Below are 15,193 nucleotides of genomic sequence, written 5' to 3'. Positions count from 1 at the left end.
CGCTCCCTCGGCCTGGACCGGACCGCCGAGTCCTCCGTCGGCGAGTTCCTGATCGGCAGCCGCCCAGCCGCCCAGCCGCCCAGCCGGCGTCCCGCGCACCGCGCACGGCTCCGCCGACGTGGTCGCGCCGGCCCGCGCCGGGGAGGGCCTCGGCGGGCACTCCTGAACGGCGCGCAGGCACGCCGACGACCCGTCAAGCGGGGGCCTGACGGGTCGTCGGCGCGCCTGCGCACCTCCCGGACTACAGCCAGCCGCACTCGCGGGCGATCCGAATCGCGTCGCACCGGTTGCGCGCCCCGGTCTTGGCGATCGCCGCCGACACGTAGTTGCGGACCGTCCCCGGCGACAGGGACAGCGCCGTCGCCGCCTCCTGCACCGTGCTGCCCTCGGCGATCTCGCCGAGCACCGCCAGCTCCCGGCGGCTGAGCGGACCGGACTGCCCGGTGCGCAGCACGTCCAGCACCAGCCGCGGGTCGTACACCCGGCCGCCGCGGGCCAGTTCGCGCACCGCCGCGATCAGCGCCGGCGCCTGCACGTCCTTCAGCAGCACCCCGGCCGCGCCCTCCACCAGCGCCCGCCGCGACTGCGCCGTGCGCGGCAGGGCCGGCACCAGCAGCAGCACCGCCGTTCCCGGCGCGACGAGCTGTAGCCGCTGCGCGTCGGCCGTCGCCTCCGGCTGCTCCGGGTCCAGGCCGATCACCGCGACCGCCGGGCGCACCCCGGCAGCCGCCGCCACGGCCTCCTCGCCGCCGGCCGCCTCGGCGACCACCGCGAGATCGTCCTCCCGGTCCAGCAGGGCCCCCAGCCCCGACCGGAACAGGTGGTGCCGGTCGGCCAGCAGCACCCTGGTCGGGCTCGCCGCCACGGCGAGCGGAAACGGACGGGACAGGGCCCGCTGCACCAGCGGGCGTTCCAGTGCGGTGGTCATCCGGACGCCTCCTCCCCGGCTCCCCGGCCCGGCCCGGTCAGCCCCAGCCCCAGGTGTCCGCGTGCGCCGGCTCGGCGGAGGTCGGGCTGCCCGACGCCGACGGGGCGGGCGGCACGCCCGGACCGACCACGATCGCCCGCGCCGCCGCGTCGGCCGGCGACAGCGGCCCGTCCGCGACCGCGCCGCCCGCCGTGACCACCGCGCCCGGCCGGCCCGGCCCGGCCAGGTCGGCGGCGGCGACACCGCCCACCACCACCGCACCCAGAGCGGCAATCGTGACAAAACGGATGTTCAGCGTCATGGGAGTGCCCGATCCTCTCGCATTCGGCCGGTCCCCGGGCTGCCCCGGGGCCGCGTGGTGTGAACCGCCGTCAGGTCCGGTCCGGTCCGCGGCCCCGCCGGGGGCTGCTCCCGCGGTTCCGCACCGCCGTCCTGCCGACACCACGAGAGTGGCCCCCGCAGCCGGTTCCTGTCAGCACCCCCGGGCTGGCACCACAGTGCCGTGACACCGAACGGCCAGCCCTGCCGCCGGCGCCCGGCCCGCCGTCAACTGCGGGCGCGGGCCTGCAGCATGCCGAGCGCGATCCACGGATCGGCCTCGCACCGCGCCACCGTCCAGCCGGCCAGCGGCCCGCCCGGCTCCGCCAGCGCACCCGCGCCGGCCCGCAGCGACCGCTCCGCCGCCAGCAGCGAGGCCGCCGTCAGGAAGCACACCGCGGCCAGCCCGTCCGGACCGGCCAGCACCCGGGCGTGGCACATCCGGGCGCCGTCCAGCGGCAGCCGCATCAGGGCCGCCCGCACCGGACCGGCCCCGGCCTCCGCCCCCGGCCCGCCGAGCAGGGGCCGCGACGGGATCAGCTCCAGACGGATCGCGTACATCCCCCCAGCGTGGCAAACCCCGGCCCCGGCCGGGCCGCGCCACGGGTGACACATCTCCGCCTGGCACGAATATGACAGTTGCCCGGCACCCTTCACGATTCGGCCACCTGTCCGACAGAATCTCCCCAAGGCTGTTCTGAACCCGGGTGCCCCAGCGTTAACCTGACGCCCGATCAGGACGAAACCCCGGGGTGGAGCGCCGCGACCCGGCGCGCGTGGAGGGCCGAGATGAACAGAGCGACGCGGACGGGCAGCGGACAGGGCACACGGAAGACCGACCGTTGACCGCCGGCGGCCCGATCGGGCTCGACGCCTTCGGCGAAGCCGTCTACCGGGCGATGCTGCTGCACCCCGAGCTCGACCCCGGCGGCCTCGCCGCCCACCTCGGCAGCACCGAGACCGAGGTCCTCGAAGCCCTCGACCGCCTCGCCGACCTCGCCCTCACCCGCCCCGCCGGCTGCGGCACCCGCTGGCGCGCCGTCAACCCCGAGCGCGGCCTCGCCGCCCTGCTCGCCCACCAGGAGGCCGAGGCCGCCCGCCGCCAGCGCGAGATGGAACGCAGCCGCGCCGCCATGGCCGGCCTGATCGCCGAGTACGCGAACCTGCACGCCCCCGGCGAACAGCGCGGCATCGAGATGCTCACCAGCCTCGACCAGGTCCGTGACCGGCTCGTCCACCTCGCCTCCGACGCCACCGCCGAAGTGCTCTCCTTCGCCCCCGGCGGCCCGCAGCCCGCCCAGGTCATGGAGGCCAGCCGCACCCTCGACCAGGAGACCCTGGAACGCGGCGTCCGGATGCGCACCGTCTACCAGGACAGCGTCCGCAACGACCCCGCCACCGTCCAGTACGCCCGCTGGCTGCACGGCCTCGGCGGCGCCGTCCGCACCGCACCCACCCTGCCGCTGCGCATGATCGTCGTCGACAACGCCACCGCCATCGTCCCGATCGACCCCGAGGACCCCCGCAAGGGCGCCGTGCTGCTCCAGAGCCCCGGCGTGGTCGCCGCCCTGCGCGCCCTCTTCGACCAGGTCTGGGACCACGCCCGCCCGCTCGGCGCATCCGCCCAGCGCGACCTGCACGGCCTCACCGGCCAGGAACGCGAACTGCTGCGCCTGCTCGCCGACGGCCTCACCGACGAACGCGCCGGCCAGCGCCTCGGCGTCTCGCTGCGCACCGTCCGCCGGATGATGGCCGACCTGATGGTCCGGATGGACGCCCGCAGCCGCTTCCAGGCCGGCATCCAGGTCGCCGCCCTCGGCTGGCTCGCGGCCGCCGAGGACGCCCCCGCCTGACCGCTACCGCCGGTGCCGGCCCCCGCCGGCCGGGGCCGGCGTCGGGTACGGGATCCGCAGCTTGCGGGCGAACGGCGCCACCGACGCGCCCACACCCAGCGGACGCGCCAGCACGAACAGCGACAGCAGCACCGCCAGCGACCCCGCCGCCAGCCCCGCCAGGCTGCCGAACAGGCCCTCGCCGAACCGTCCCGCCAGCCAGTGCCCCGCCAGCGCACCCGGCAGGCACGCCAGCACCAGGCCCAGGTGCAGGGTCACCAGCCGGAAGCCCTCCAGCCCGCTGCCCCGCCGGGCGCGCCGCACCCCCAGGTCCACGGTGGCGTTCGCGCCCGGTGCGAAGGCGTCGGTGCGCAGCACCATGGTCGAGTCCGGGTCCGCGTCCGCCTCCGGGGCGGGCGCCGCGGCCGGGGGAGCACCCTTCGCCAGCCGGCGGCCCAGCGCGACGCCGGTCACCAGCACCGACAGCGTGGCGGCCACGGTGTGCGCCACCGCCATGCCGATCACCTTGTCCTGCAGCGGCAGCACCTCGTACGCCACCCAGCACAGCGCCGCGTTCGTGCCCGTGCTGACCAGGGTCAGCCAGAACGGCGTCCGGGCGTCGCCCATCGCGTAGAAGCCGCGGGCCAGGCCGTACTGGGCGCAGAACGCGGGCAGGCCGATCGCGAAGGCCATCAGCAGCGAGGCGATCACCATCGCGTCGTCGTGGACGCCCGCGCGCGCACCGTAGCCGTAGGCGGCCATCGCGATCTGCGGGGCCAGTGCGAAGAACAGCACCGCGGCGGTCACCACCATCGCCGCCGAGGAGCGCAGCACCCCCGACAGGTCCTCGCCGATCTTCCGGTAGTCGCCCGCCGTCGCGGCCCGCGCCATCCCCGGCAGCAGCGCCGTCACCAGCGACACGGTGATCACGCCCTGCGGGACCACGAAGAGCGCGTAGGCGTTGTTGTACGCGGAGAAGCCGCGGCCCCCGGGGATGTGCGCCTGCGCCGCCGCCGTGCCCACGCCGGTGCTCAGACTGGTGATCACCGCGAAGGACAGCTGGGTGGCCGCCACCAGCGCCAGCGCCCAGCCCGCCGCGCGCAGCGGCCGGGTGAGCCCGGCGCCGCGCCAGTCGAAGCGCGGGCGGTAGCGGAAGCCGGCCGAGCGCAGCGAGGGCAGCAGGGCGGCGGCCTGCACCACGATGCCCAGCGTCGAGCCGAGGCCCAGCAGCAGCGCGTCGCCGCTGCTCACCTCCTCGGCCGCGCGGGCGTGGTGCCCCATCGCCAGGTAGCCGCCGAACACGCCGATCGCCACCACGTTGTTCAGCACCGGCGTCCACATCATCGCGCCGAACCGGTCGCGGGCGTTGAGCACCTGACCGAGCAGGGTGAACACGCCGTAGAAGAAGATCTGCGGCAGGCAGTAGCGCGCGAAGGTGACTGCCAGTTCGTGCTGCACCCCGTCGAACTCGGAGTACAGGTCGACGATCTGCGGGGCGAACAGCCAGGCGCCCAGCGTCAGCACCACCAGGATCACGCCGCACAGCGTCAGCAGCCGGTCGGTGTACGCCTGGCCGCCGTCCCTGTGGGTCTGCATCGCGTGCACCAGCTCCGGCACGAACACCGAGGCCAGCACACCGCCGATCAGCATCATGTAGACGATGTTCGGCAGCGAGTTCGCCACGTTGAACGCCTCGCCGGCCGGGCCGGTGGTCAGCGCCGCGACGATCACCGCGCTGCGCACGAAGCCCAGCGCACGGGACGCCAGCGAGCCCAGCGCCATGATCAGCCCGTTGCGGCCGGTGGACGCGGCGGGCCGGTCGGCGGGCTTCGGCGGCTCCTGCTCCTCGCTCGCCCGCGGCTGCGGAACCGGCCGGGCCGGCGGCTGCGGGGGCGGCGGCGGGTAGCCGGCCTGGTCGAACTGGGCGGGGATCCGGCCGAGCTGCACGGTCGGCGGGTCCGCCGGGACGTACGGGCCGCCCTGGCGGGCGTACGGGTCGTAGGGGTCGTTCGGGCCGTCCGCGGTGTGCATGGTCATCGGACCCCCCGTCGATCGGTGCCCGTCCGGCGTTGCGTGGGAAAGTGCGGGGGACCGGGCTGGTCGCCCGGGCTCCGCTCGCCGGTTGCAGGGTGCATCCAGCCGCAGAAGTCTGCCGCAAGACGGCACCCGATGGGGAGTCGGGTGCCGTTCACCGGCCCTCCCGGCCGGTCGCCGCCGGTGTCCGGAGGCCTTGGGACGCCGGGCGCCGAGCGCCGTTTCCGCCCGGAAACACGCGGATTGCCGCCCGCGTCCGTTCCCTCCCCAGGAGGACCCGAATGCGGTGTGTGACGTTGCTCACGAACCGTCAGGGACGGCCCGGGTCACGGCTTCCGGCGGGTTCCGCCGGCAGCGGCGGGGCCAGCACCCGCTGCACCCGGGGCCGCAGCCGCCAGTGCAGCCGGCGGACGTCCCGGCCGAGCCGGCCCGGCAGCCAGACCTCCGCCGCCAGGGTCACCCCGGCCAGCACCGCGGCCGCGGCCGCCCAGCCGGCCAGTACGTCGCTGGGGTAGTGCACGCCCAGTGCGAGCCGGGTCCAGCCGACGCCCAGCACGGTGAGCGCCGCGCCGGTGCCCGCCACCGCCCGCACCGCCCGGTCGGCGCGCGGCCACACCAGCATCAGCAGCACCCCGCAGGCCACCGCCGAGGCGATCGCGTGGCCGGACGGGAAGCCCGCACCGGAGCCGACCGCCACCGGGTCGGCGAAGTGCGGCCGGGCCCGGCCGATCACCGCCCGGCCGACCGAGCTGGCCGCCCAGCCCAGCAGGCCCTGCACGACCACCCAGGCGGCCAGCGCCCGGGCGCGGACGCACCAGAGCCAGAGCGCGGCGGCGGCGAGCAGCGCGCGCATCGTCCACGGGGCGCCCAGGTCGGCCAGCGTCTGCATGGCCGCGGTCCACACCGGGTGCTGCACCGCGTACCGGTGCAGGGCCGCCACGCAGTCCTGGTCGAGGCGGGCCAGCGGCGACCAGCCGGTCTCCATCAGCACCAGCAGCACCGTGAACAGCAGGACGGACGCCAGTCCGATCCAGGCACAACGGAGCAGCGTCCGGCGTTGAACCGGAGGGCGGCGGTTGCCGCGGGCGCCGTCCGGGGGCTCGTCGGCCGCCCCGGGGCCATCGGTGGACTGGTGCATGACAGACACCTTCCCAGCGGCGGAGGGCGAACCGGCGGTCCCGCGATAGCGATTCGGCATCGGTTGTGCGGACGTCCCGCGAAGGCCCCGCAGCGATTCGGTGGCGGCGGGTGGACGCGGGGTGTGCGAGTCGCGTCACGCTGCGTGTATCGATCGGATGAAAATCGGCAGGATACTGCATGGCTCACGAAAAGCTGAGCCACTTGGGAATGTTGTCCGATTTCTGTGCGTTGGATCGTTACGTGTGAGCCGGGAACTGGCCCACACGCCTGTGCCAGGCGGCGGAACGGAGCGCCACCGGCAGCGTCAGTGAGGGAGCAAGCATGGCCACCCGTGCCGTCGTACGCGACAGGGCCGATCGGACTCGCACCGCCCGCCCGACCAACCTCGAAGCCGACCGCGACCTGGTCGGCATGTACCTCGACGAGATCGCCAGGACGCCCCTGCTCGATGCCGCCGAGGAAGTCGAGCTGTCCCTGCGCATCGAAGCCGGGGTCTTCGCCCAGCACCTGCTGGACGAGGAGGAGCAGCTCGACGGCGTCAGCACGGAGGAGCTCCGTGCGATAGCCGACGACGCCGAGCGCGCCAAGGACGTCTTCATCCGCTCCAACCTGCGCCTGGTGGTCGCGGTCGCCCGCCGCTACCCGCGCAGCGGCCTGCCGCTGCTGGACCTGATCCAGGAGGGCAACGCCGGCCTGGTCCGCGCGGTGGAGAAGTTCGACTACTCCAAGGGCTTCAAGTTCTCCACCTACGCGACGTGGTGGATCCGCCAGGCGATCACCCGTTCCATCGCCGACCAGTCCCGCACCATCCGGCTGCCCGTCCACCTGGTGGAGGAGCTCGGCCGGATCCGCCGGGTGCAGCGCGAGAAGTCCAAGGAGCTGGGCCGGGAGGCCGAGCCCGCCGAGATCGCGGCCGAGCTGGACACCACCGAGCAGCGGATCAAGGACGTGCTGGACTGGGCGCGCGACCCGGTCAGCCTGAACATGGCGGTCGACGACGAGGGCGAGACCCAGTTCGGCGACCTGGTGGAGGACACCGGCGCGGTCTCCCCGGAGGACGCCGTGATGGTGATGCTCCGCCGCGAGGAGCTGGACGACCTGATCGGCCGCCTCGACGACCGCACGGCGTCGATCATCCGCAGCCGCTACGGCATGGAGGACGGCCGCGAGCGGACGCTGACGGAGGTCGGCAAGCAGCACGGGCTGACGCGCGAGCGGATCCGCCAGATCGAGAAGCACGCGCTGGCCGAGCTCAAGAAGATCGCCGACCACGCCGGCTTCGAGGCCGCGTGACGGCCGACCGCGGGCCCGACGGGTCGTCCGGGCGCCCCCGCGGGGGCGCCCGGCGGTTCTACAGTGGACGGATGACCGAGCAGGACGAGAACAAGCCCGCGGCCCGACTGGTCTTCAAGGACCCGTTCGAGCAGCAGACCGGCGACGACACCGACCGCGGCTGGGGGGAGTCCCGGGGCGGCCGGGGGCTGGACTGGTACCTGGACCAGCGGCCCCCGCACCACGGCGAGAAGTAGCCGTCAGCGGCGGACCAGCGCGTCCCGGATCTCGGTGAGCAGCTGGACCTCCTTGATCTCGGCGTCCAGCGCCTCCTCGTCCAGCGTCTTGCGCTTCTTCGTGTAGTGGTTCATCGGCAGGATCAGCAGGAAGTACACGACGGCGGCGGTGATCAGGAAGCTGAGCACGGCGCTGAGCACCGAGCCCCACAGGATGAAGATGCCCTCGGTGACGTTCCCCGAGGCGTCCACCGCGCAGGGGCCCTTCAGGCACGACTTGTAGGACGAGAGGTCCTTGGTGCCGAACAGGCCGACCAGCGGGTTGATCACGCCCTTGACGAACGCGTTGATGATGTTGGAGAACGCGGCGCCGATGACGACGGCGACGGCCAGGTCGACCACGTTGCCGCGGAGCAGGAATTCCTTGAAGCCTTTCATGCCGCGTCGAACGGCGTCAGCACGCAAAGGTCACGGGTGAATCCACGGCCCTCCGGTTGACGCCCGGGGGCAGCCGGCGGCCCCGGGGCCGGGCGGCGGGGCCGGCCGCAGCGGGCCCGGGCCGAGCGCGGCGGCCAGCGCCAGGCAGCCCACCGCGAACACGCCCGGCCGACGGCGCACCGCCTGCCGCAAGCGGTGGCGGCCCCGGGCGGTGCCCCGGATCGGCGGAAAGTCGGGCACTTCGCGGCGCGGGGGCACCGCGGCGGCGGGCAGCGGGGGAAGCACGGAGGCGGTCATGGCGGCAGGCCCTTCCTCGGGAACGGCGGCCCCGGCCGGGGCCGCGCCTGCCATCCTGCGGCCGCCCCGGGCCCCGGGCCCGCGGACGTCCGCGCCCTGTGGACAACCCCGTCCTGTGGAAAACCGCCGTCACCCGCCGGGGTGAGCCGCTGCGCCGTTCGGCGCACCCCCGGGAACGGCCCCGCCCCACCGTCCGGAGGAATCCGCGTGACCGGCCCCGGACGCGCAGCAGCGGGCCCCGCCCGGACGGACCGGGCGGGGCCCGCTGCGCGGAGCCGGGTGCGTCAGCCCGCGGCCGGGGCGGAGCTGGTGCTCTTCGCCGGGGTCGACGTCGACGTCGAGGACGCCGAGGAGGAGGCCGGGGCGGAGCCGGAGGAGGACGAGCCCACCGAGCTGCTGGAGCTGGACCGGCTGTCGGTGCGGTAGAAGCCGGAGCCCTTGAAGACCACGCCCACGGCCGAGAAGACCTTGCGGAGCTTCCCCTGGCAGTCGGGGCACGTGGTCAGCGCGTCGTCACTGAACTTCTGCACCGCCTCGAGGCCGTTGCCGCACTCGGTGCACTGGTACTGGTACGTGGGCACTTTCCGCTTCCTCCTGCACTCCCCCTGGCACTCTCACGCTATGAGTGCTAACGACGGTCCATGATGCGGCATTCCGCTGGTGGAGTCCAGCGGCTCAGCCGCGGCGGGCCGCCTCGACCGGCTCCCGGGAGACGGCGGCGCCCCCGGCCACGGTACGGCCCGAAGAGCCCCGGGAGAGCAGCAGGCCGCGCATCGTGACCAGCGCCACCAGGCCGAGGCCGGAGCCGATCAGCGCCACGGTGAAGCCCAGCGAGGGCCCGGAGCGGTCGATCAGCTGCCCGGCCGCGGTGGAGCCGAGCGCCAGGCCCAGGCCGATCGCGCCGGTCAGCCAGGTGAACGCCTCGGTCTTGGCGCCGTCCGCGACCAGCGTCTCCACCAGGGTGTAGCCGGTGATCAGGGTCGGGGCGATGGCCAGGCCGCAGAACAGGCCGGCGATCGCCAGCGAGACCAGGTTCGGCATCGCCCACAGGGTGGAGCAGCCGAGCACCAGCAGCGCGTAGCAGGCGAGCATCCGCTGCCGGGCCGGGCTGCGCCACGGGACCAGGCCGTAGAGCACGCCGGCGACCATCGAGCCGGCCGCGAACAGGCCGTAGACCGGGCCGCTGAGGCCGGGGGAGCCGGCGTCCTCGGCGAAGGCGGTGATGGAGACCTGCAGGGCGCCGAAGACGGAGCCGAGGCCGAGGAAGCCGCCGGCCAGCAGGCGCACGCCGGGGGAGGCCAGTGCGGAGGCGCGGCGCAGTCCGTGGGCGTCGGGGCCGGCGGGAGCGGGGGCGGTGCCGCGGCGGGCGGCGAAGGCCAGGCCGCCGAGCAGGGTGAGGGCGGCCTCGGCGACCAGGCCGACGGACGGGTCGACCGCGGTGGCGATGGCGGTGGCCAGCACCGGGCCGACGACGAAGGTGAACTCGTCGGTGACGGACTCGAAGGCGAACGCGGTGTTCAGCAGCGCGGGCTGCCCGTCCAGCCGGTTCACCCAGCGGGCCCGCACCATGGCGCCGATCTGCGGCACGGAGGCGCCGGCGGGGGCGGCGGCGAGGAACAGCGTCCAGTCCGGGGCGCCGGCGTGGGCCAGCGCGATCAGTGCGGCGACCGCGGCGGCGTGCACCAGGACGGCGGGGACCAGCACGGCGGCCTGGCCGTGCCGGTCGGCGAGCCGGCCGGTCTGCGGGCCGATCAGGGCCTGGGCGACGGCGGCGACCGCGGCGACGCCGCCGGCCAGGCCGTAGGAGCCGGTGGTGTCGCGCACCAGCAGCACGATGCCGAGGCCGAGCATGGCGTACGGCAGCCGGGCGATCAGGGCGGGGAGCAGGAAGGTCCAGGCGCGGGGGGTGCGCAGCAGTGCCCCGTAGCCGTTGCGGGTGGTGTCGTCGACCGGTCGGCGGGCCGCCACGGTCGGTCCTCTCTGCTGCCTGGTAGCGCGGACCGGGCAGAAGGTGGGACCGGACCGGCGCCGAGAGTCGTCCTCTCGCGCGTCGACCGGGGTTGTTACCGGGCCCGGGCTGAGCGCCCCGGGGGCCCGGCCGCCGAGCGGTCGCGCCGACTCTGCATCAGGCAGATGCAAAAAAATCGGAGTTTCTGCCTATCAGCCTAGCGGTTCAGCGCGGCTTCCTCCTGGAAACGGAAGGCGCGGCCTCCGCATTGTGCAGCCAGCCGGCCAGCTTGCCGCCCTGGTCGACGGCCCGCAGGCGGCGTTCCGCGGCCTCCGAGACCTCGTCCGTGGTGACCACCAGCAGTTCGTCGCCCTCGCGCAGCACCGTCATCCGGTCCGGCACGAAGCTGGAGCCCTCGCGGACCACCAGGGTGACCGCCGCGCCCTTGGGCAGGCGCAGCTCGGAGACCTCGACGCCGGACATCCGGGAGCCGGGGGACAGCTGGACGGACAGCAGGTGGCCGTGCAGCTTCTCCAGCGGGGCGGACTCGATGCCGAGGTCCTGGCCGAGGTCGCCCTCGCCGATCTTCAGCCGGCGGGCGACCAGCGGCAGGGTCGGGCCCTGGAGCAGGGTGAAGACCACGACCAGGATGAACACCACGTTGAACAGCTGCTGGGCGTCGGCCGCGCCGGCCACCAGCGGGATGGTGGCGAGCACGATGGGCACGGCGCCGCGCAGGCCCGCCCAGGACAGCAGGGCCTGCTCGCGCCAGGGGATCCGGAACGGCGTCATGCTGACCAGCACCGACAGCGGGCGGGCGACGAACACCAGCACCGTGCCGGCCACCAGGCCCGGCACGACCGCCGAGCCCATGCTCGCCGGGGTGACCAGCAGGCCGAGCACCACGAACATGCCGATCTGGCCGATCCAGGCGAGGCCGTCCGCGAAGCCGCGGACCGCGGGGCCGTGCGGCAGCTTGGAGTTGCCGAGGATCACCGAGGCGATGTACGCGGCGAGGAAGCCGGAGGCGTGCAGCAGCGCGCCGCCGGCGTAGGCGAGCACGATCAGCGCCAGCACCGCGATCGGGTACAGGCCGGAGGAGGGCAGCGCGACCCGGCGCATCGCGTAGGCGCCGATCCGGCCGACCGCGAAGCCGACGGCGGCGCCGATCACCAGCTCGATCACGATCGTGCCGATCAGCACGTACCAGGGGTCGAGTTCGCCGGCGGTGGCGAAGGCGACCACCAGGATCACCACGGGCGCGTCGTTGAATCCGGACTCGGCCTCCAGCAGGCCGGTGAGGCGCTTGGGCAGCGGGACGGTGCGCAGCACCGAGAAGACCGCGGCGGCGTCGGTGGAGGAGACGATCGCGCCGAGCAGCAGGGCGGTGCGCCACTCCAGGCCGACCAGCCAGTGCGCGCCGGCGGCGGTGACGAACACCGAGACGGCGACGCCCGCGGTGGCGAGCACGGCGGCTGCGGGCACGACCGGTTTGATCGCCTGCCAGCTGGTCTTGAGTCCGCCCTCGGCGAGGATGACCACGAGGGCCGCGTAGCCGAGGACCTGGGTGAGTTCGGCGTTGTTGAAGCTTATGCCGATGCCGTTCTGGCCGAGGGCGACGCCGATGCCGAGGTAGATCAGCAGGGACGGCAGCCCCGAGCGGGTGGAGATCCGGACGGCGCCGACGGCGACGAGCAGGATGACGGCGGACTCGAGGAGCAGCTCGTTCAGGTGGTCAACGGTCACGCAGGGGCACCTCGGGCAGGAAGGGCGGCTGACGGATCGTTACCCAGTCTAACATTTTACTTGATCTTTACGCTAGTCCCGACTTCCGTCCCGGCCCGGTAGGGTCCGAACGGCGCCGCCGAGGCCCAGCCGGTGTCCCCCGTGCACGGCTGCCGGTGCCGTCGCCCTAATGTGGTGACCTGTCACGGCCGAACGCTCCCTCATACAAGGACTCGGATGCCCCGCTCGAAGAAGTTCCGGCGCGCACGTCTGATCGTGATCCTGCTGGCCGTGCTGCTGGTGGCGGGTCTGGCCGGCGGCGGCTGGTGGGCGGTGGACACCGTCCGCTCCTCGTTCCCGCAGGTCAGCGGCACCGTCAAGGTGGCCGGCATGTCCGCGCCGGTGGACGTGGTGCGCGACGAGAAGGGCATCCCGCAGCTCTACGCCGACACCGACGCCGACCTGTTCCGCGCCCAGGGCTACGTGCAGGCCCAGGACCGGTTCTGGGAGATGGACGTCCGACGGCACATCACCGCCGGCCGGCTGGCCGAGATGTTCGGCTCCAGCGCCGTCGAGAACGACTCCTTCCTGCGCACCATGGGCTGGCGCCAGGTCGCGCAGAAGGAGTGGGACAGCGTCCTGTCCGAGGAGACCAAGCGCAACCTGACCGCCTACACCGAGGGCGTCAACGCGTGGCTGGCCGAGCACCCCGGCGGGGCCGGCGCCTCGGTCGAGTACGCCATGCTCGGCGCCGTCAACTCCGGCTACCGGCCGGAGAAGTGGGACCCGGTCGACTCGGTGGCCTGGCTGAAGGCGATGGCCTGGAGCCTGTCCGGCAACATGCAGGAGGAGATCGACCGCTCGCTGCTGACGCAGAACTTCACCACCGAGCAGATCGCCCAGCTGTACCCGGACTACCCGTACGACCGCAACGGCACCATCGTGAAGACCGGCAAGGTCTCCGCGGACGGCACCTACACCCCCGGCGAGGGCGCCGTCGTGCCCGCCCAGCCCGGCGGCGGCACGCCGGCCGGCAGCTCGCAGGCCCGCGCCGCCACCCAGCAGCTGCTGAGCGGCGTCTCCGGGAAGATGGACGCGCTGCCGCAGCTGCTCGGCCCCAACGGGCAGGGCATCGGCTCCAACTCCTGGGTGGTGGCCGGTGCCAACACCACCACCGGCAAGCCGATGCTGGCCAACGACCCGCACCTCGGCCCCGGCATGCCGTCCATCTGGTACCAGATGGGCCTGCACTGCCGGAACGCCTCCGGCGCCTGCACCTACGACGTGGCCGGCTACACCTTCGCCGGCATGCCCGGCGTCGTCATCGGCCACAACAAGGACATCGCCTGGGGCTTCACCAACCTCGGCGCCGACGTCACCGACCTGTACCTGGAGAAGGTCACCGGCCCGGACACCTACCTGGTCGACGGCAAGGACGTGAAGTTCACCGTCCGCAAGGAGACCATCAAGGTCGCCGGCGGCGCCGACCGCACCATCACCGTCCGCACCACGCAGGACGGCATGCCGCTGATCTCCGACCAGTCTTCCGAGGACCAGAACGTCGGCAAGTACGCGCCCGCCGGCAACGCGGCGCCCGACCGGGCGGCCGGCTACGGCGTCGCGCTGCGCTGGACCGCGCTCGTCCCCGGCAGGACGATGGACGCCGTCTTCAAGCTCGACAAGGCCACCGACTTCGCCTCGTTCCGCCTCGCCGCCCAGGACTTCGCGGTGCCCGCGCAGAACCTCATCTACGCCGACACCAAGGGCAACATCGGCTACCAGGCCCCCGGCCTGATCCCGGTCCGCGGCAAGGGCGACGGCCGCTACCCCGCCCCGGGCTGGGACTCCGGCTACGCCTGGAACGCCACCTACCTGCCGTTCAAGTCGCTGCCCTACGCGTACAACCCGCCCGAGGGCTACATCGTGACGGCCAACCAGGCCGTCGTCGACGACGGCTACAAGCCGATGCTCACCAAGGACTGGGAGTACGGCACCCGCGCCAAGGAGATCACCGACCAGATCCAGGCGAAGCTGAAGAACGGCGGCAAGATCTCCCTCGACGACATGCAGTCCATGCAACTGGACAACACCAGCGTGCTCGCCAAGGAACTCGTCCCGCTGCTGCTCAAGGTCAAGATCGACGACCCGTACGTGCGCGAGGCCCAGGACCTGCTGAAGGACTGGAACTACCACCAGGACGCCGATTCGGCCGCCGCCGCCTACTACAACGGCGTCTGGCGGGCCCTGCTCACGCTCGCCTTCGGCCAGAAGTTCCCCGCCGACCTGCGGGTCGAGGGCGACTGCCTGCTGGTCCGTCAGAAGCGCGACAACACCCTGCCCGACGACGCGCTCGGCGGCGCCGCGCAGGCCGTCACCGAGTGCGGCACCCGCAAGGCCTCGCAGGCCCAGCCCGACGGCGGCGACCGCTGGATGGAGGTCGTCCGCGCGCACCTCGGCGACCCCGCGTCCCCGTGGTGGGACTACATCGACTCCAACCACCAGCAGCAGCACGGCCTCGACAAGCTGCTCGCCGAAGCCCTCAAGGACGCCCGCCAGGACCTCACCGCGCGCCTCGGCAAGGACATCTCCACCTGGAGCTGGGGCCGCCTCCACCAGCTGACCCTGCAGGAGCCCACGCTCGGCAGCGACGACTCCTCGATCGCCTCCGGCGTCGTCCACAAGCTGCTCAACCGGGGCCCCTACAAGCTCTCCGGCGGCAGCGCCGCCGTCGACGCCACCGGCTGGAACGCCGCCGCCGGCTACGACGTCGACTGGATCCCCTCCATGCGGATGGTCGTCGACCTCAGCGACTTCGACTCCTCCCGCTGGATCAACGTCGGCGGCGCCTCCGGCCACGCCTTCCACCCCAACTACAACGACCAGACCGAGCTGTGGGCCAAGGGCGAACTCCTGCCCTGGGTCTACACCAAGGACGCCGTCGCCAAGAACGGCAGGAACACCCTCACCCTCACGGCAGGCTGACGGCCCGGAACGACCGCCGGAGGCGGACCCCGCACCGGGGTCC

At 73.7% G+C, this 15,193-nt stretch carries 14 protein-coding genes; 4 read left to right on the top strand and 10 right to left on the bottom strand.

What is annotated here, in order from left to right:
- Nucleotides 1–241 precede the first annotated feature (241 nt).
- From ACFV1L_RS31855 to ACFV1L_RS31845, 3 genes are all read right to left on the bottom strand, one after another.
- Nucleotides 242–928: a response regulator transcription factor gene (locus ACFV1L_RS31855; RefSeq protein ID WP_380372574.1), complete on the bottom strand. Its 687-nt coding sequence runs from the start codon at nt 926–928 to the stop codon at nt 242–244.
- A gap of 37 nt (nt 929–965) precedes the next feature.
- Nucleotides 966–1,229, bottom strand: coding sequence for a hypothetical protein (locus ACFV1L_RS31850; RefSeq protein WP_380372571.1), 264 nt, complete (start codon nt 1,227–1,229; stop codon nt 966–968).
- A gap of 245 nt (nt 1,230–1,474) precedes the next feature.
- The gene (locus ACFV1L_RS31845) at nt 1,475–1,807 is read right to left on the bottom strand and encodes a hypothetical protein (RefSeq protein ID WP_380372568.1); all 333 of its coding nucleotides are present in this window, start codon (nt 1,805–1,807) and stop codon (nt 1,475–1,477) included.
- A 281-nt stretch (nt 1,808–2,088) separates the two neighbouring features.
- Here ACFV1L_RS31845 and ACFV1L_RS31840 point away from each other — a divergent pair, with 281 nt between their 5' ends.
- Nucleotides 2,089–3,099, top strand: coding sequence for a LuxR C-terminal-related transcriptional regulator (locus ACFV1L_RS31840; protein WP_380372565.1), 1,011 nt, complete (start codon nt 2,089–2,091; stop codon nt 3,097–3,099).
- Nucleotides 3,100–3,102: 3 nt separating this feature from the next.
- Here the strand turns inward: ACFV1L_RS31840 and murJ are convergent, their stop codons facing one another.
- Together murJ and ACFV1L_RS31830 are read right to left on the bottom strand one after the other, a co-directional pair.
- A complete protein-coding gene (gene murJ, locus ACFV1L_RS31835; RefSeq protein WP_380372563.1) occupies nt 3,103–5,115 on the bottom strand; it encodes a murein biosynthesis integral membrane protein MurJ in 2,013 nt (670 codons plus the stop codon).
- Between the two features lie 307 nt (nt 5,116–5,422).
- Entirely contained in the window at nt 5,423–6,250 is an 828-nt protein-coding gene (locus ACFV1L_RS31830; RefSeq protein WP_380372561.1) for a phosphatase PAP2 family protein, read from the bottom strand.
- 323 nt (nt 6,251–6,573) lie between these two features.
- Here ACFV1L_RS31830 and ACFV1L_RS31825 point away from each other — a divergent pair, with 323 nt between their 5' ends.
- Entirely contained in the window at nt 6,574–7,545 is a 972-nt protein-coding gene (locus tag ACFV1L_RS31825) for a sigma-70 family RNA polymerase sigma factor (RefSeq protein WP_380372560.1), read from the top strand.
- A gap of 71 nt (nt 7,546–7,616) precedes the next feature.
- Nucleotides 7,617–7,781 (top strand): hypothetical protein, encoded by a 165-nt coding sequence (locus tag ACFV1L_RS31820; RefSeq protein WP_380372558.1) that lies wholly within the window; start codon nt 7,617–7,619, stop codon nt 7,779–7,781.
- A 3-nt stretch (nt 7,782–7,784) separates the two neighbouring features.
- On the opposite strand, the gene mscL is transcribed toward ACFV1L_RS31820, so the two are convergent.
- The 5 genes from mscL to ACFV1L_RS31795 all read right to left on the bottom strand — a co-directional run bounded on the left by mscL (nt 7,785) and on the right by ACFV1L_RS31795 (nt 12,189).
- A complete protein-coding gene (gene mscL, locus ACFV1L_RS31815) occupies nt 7,785–8,198 on the bottom strand; it encodes a large conductance mechanosensitive channel protein MscL (protein ID WP_380372555.1) in 414 nt (137 codons plus the stop codon).
- A 30-nt stretch (nt 8,199–8,228) separates the two neighbouring features.
- Nucleotides 8,229–8,495 (bottom strand): hypothetical protein, encoded by a 267-nt coding sequence (locus ACFV1L_RS31810; RefSeq protein ID WP_380372553.1) that lies wholly within the window; start codon nt 8,493–8,495, stop codon nt 8,229–8,231.
- A 284-nt stretch (nt 8,496–8,779) separates the two neighbouring features.
- Nucleotides 8,780–9,076, bottom strand: a complete 297-nt coding sequence (locus ACFV1L_RS31805; protein WP_380372551.1) for an FmdB family zinc ribbon protein — start codon at nt 9,074–9,076, stop codon at nt 8,780–8,782.
- Nucleotides 9,077–9,170: 94 nt separating this feature from the next.
- On the bottom strand, nt 9,171–10,463 hold the full coding sequence (locus tag ACFV1L_RS31800; RefSeq protein ID WP_380372548.1) for an MFS transporter: 1,293 nt from the start codon (nt 10,461–10,463) through the stop codon (nt 9,171–9,173).
- 205 nt (nt 10,464–10,668) lie between these two features.
- On the bottom strand, nt 10,669–12,189 hold the full coding sequence (locus ACFV1L_RS31795; RefSeq protein ID WP_380372546.1) for a potassium/proton antiporter: 1,521 nt from the start codon (nt 12,187–12,189) through the stop codon (nt 10,669–10,671).
- Between the two features lie 216 nt (nt 12,190–12,405).
- Between ACFV1L_RS31795 and ACFV1L_RS31790 the strand changes: the two genes are divergently transcribed.
- The gene (locus ACFV1L_RS31790) at nt 12,406–15,150 is read left to right on the top strand and encodes a penicillin acylase family protein (RefSeq protein ID WP_380372544.1); all 2,745 of its coding nucleotides are present in this window, start codon (nt 12,406–12,408) and stop codon (nt 15,148–15,150) included.
- The last annotated feature ends 43 nt before the right edge of the window (nt 15,151–15,193 follow it).

Source organism: Kitasatospora sp. NPDC059646 (assembly GCF_042734615.1).
Taxonomy (GTDB): domain Bacteria; phylum Actinomycetota; class Actinomycetes; order Streptomycetales; family Streptomycetaceae; genus Kitasatospora.
Note: the sequence above shows the minus strand (reverse complement) of the source record. Positions and strands in the feature narration are given on the sequence as shown.

Excerpts from the sequence above, each read along its gene's own strand:
- mscL (WP_380372555.1), bottom strand. The coding sequence starts at position 8,198 with ATGAAAGGCTTCAAGGAATTCCTGCTCCGCGGCAACGTGGTCGACCTG.
- ACFV1L_RS31790 (WP_380372544.1), top strand. The coding sequence starts at position 12,406 with ATGCCCCGCTCGAAGAAGTTCCGGCGCGCACGTCTGATCGTGATCCTG.
- ACFV1L_RS31830 (WP_380372561.1), bottom strand. The coding sequence starts at position 6,250 with ATGCACCAGTCCACCGATGGCCCCGGGGCGGCCGACGAGCCCCCGGAC.
- ACFV1L_RS31845 (WP_380372568.1), bottom strand. The coding sequence starts at position 1,807 with ATGTACGCGATCCGTCTGGAGCTGATCCCGTCGCGGCCCCTGCTCGGC.
- ACFV1L_RS31825 (WP_380372560.1), top strand. The coding sequence starts at position 6,574 with ATGGCCACCCGTGCCGTCGTACGCGACAGGGCCGATCGGACTCGCACC.
- ACFV1L_RS31855 (WP_380372574.1), bottom strand. The coding sequence starts at position 928 with ATGACCACCGCACTGGAACGCCCGCTGGTGCAGCGGGCCCTGTCCCGT.
- ACFV1L_RS31850 (WP_380372571.1), bottom strand. The coding sequence starts at position 1,229 with ATGACGCTGAACATCCGTTTTGTCACGATTGCCGCTCTGGGTGCGGTG.
- murJ (WP_380372563.1), bottom strand. The coding sequence starts at position 5,115 with ATGACCATGCACACCGCGGACGGCCCGAACGACCCCTACGACCCGTAC.
- ACFV1L_RS31810 (WP_380372553.1), bottom strand. The coding sequence starts at position 8,495 with ATGACCGCCTCCGTGCTTCCCCCGCTGCCCGCCGCCGCGGTGCCCCCG.
- ACFV1L_RS31820 (WP_380372558.1), top strand. The coding sequence starts at position 7,617 with ATGACCGAGCAGGACGAGAACAAGCCCGCGGCCCGACTGGTCTTCAAG.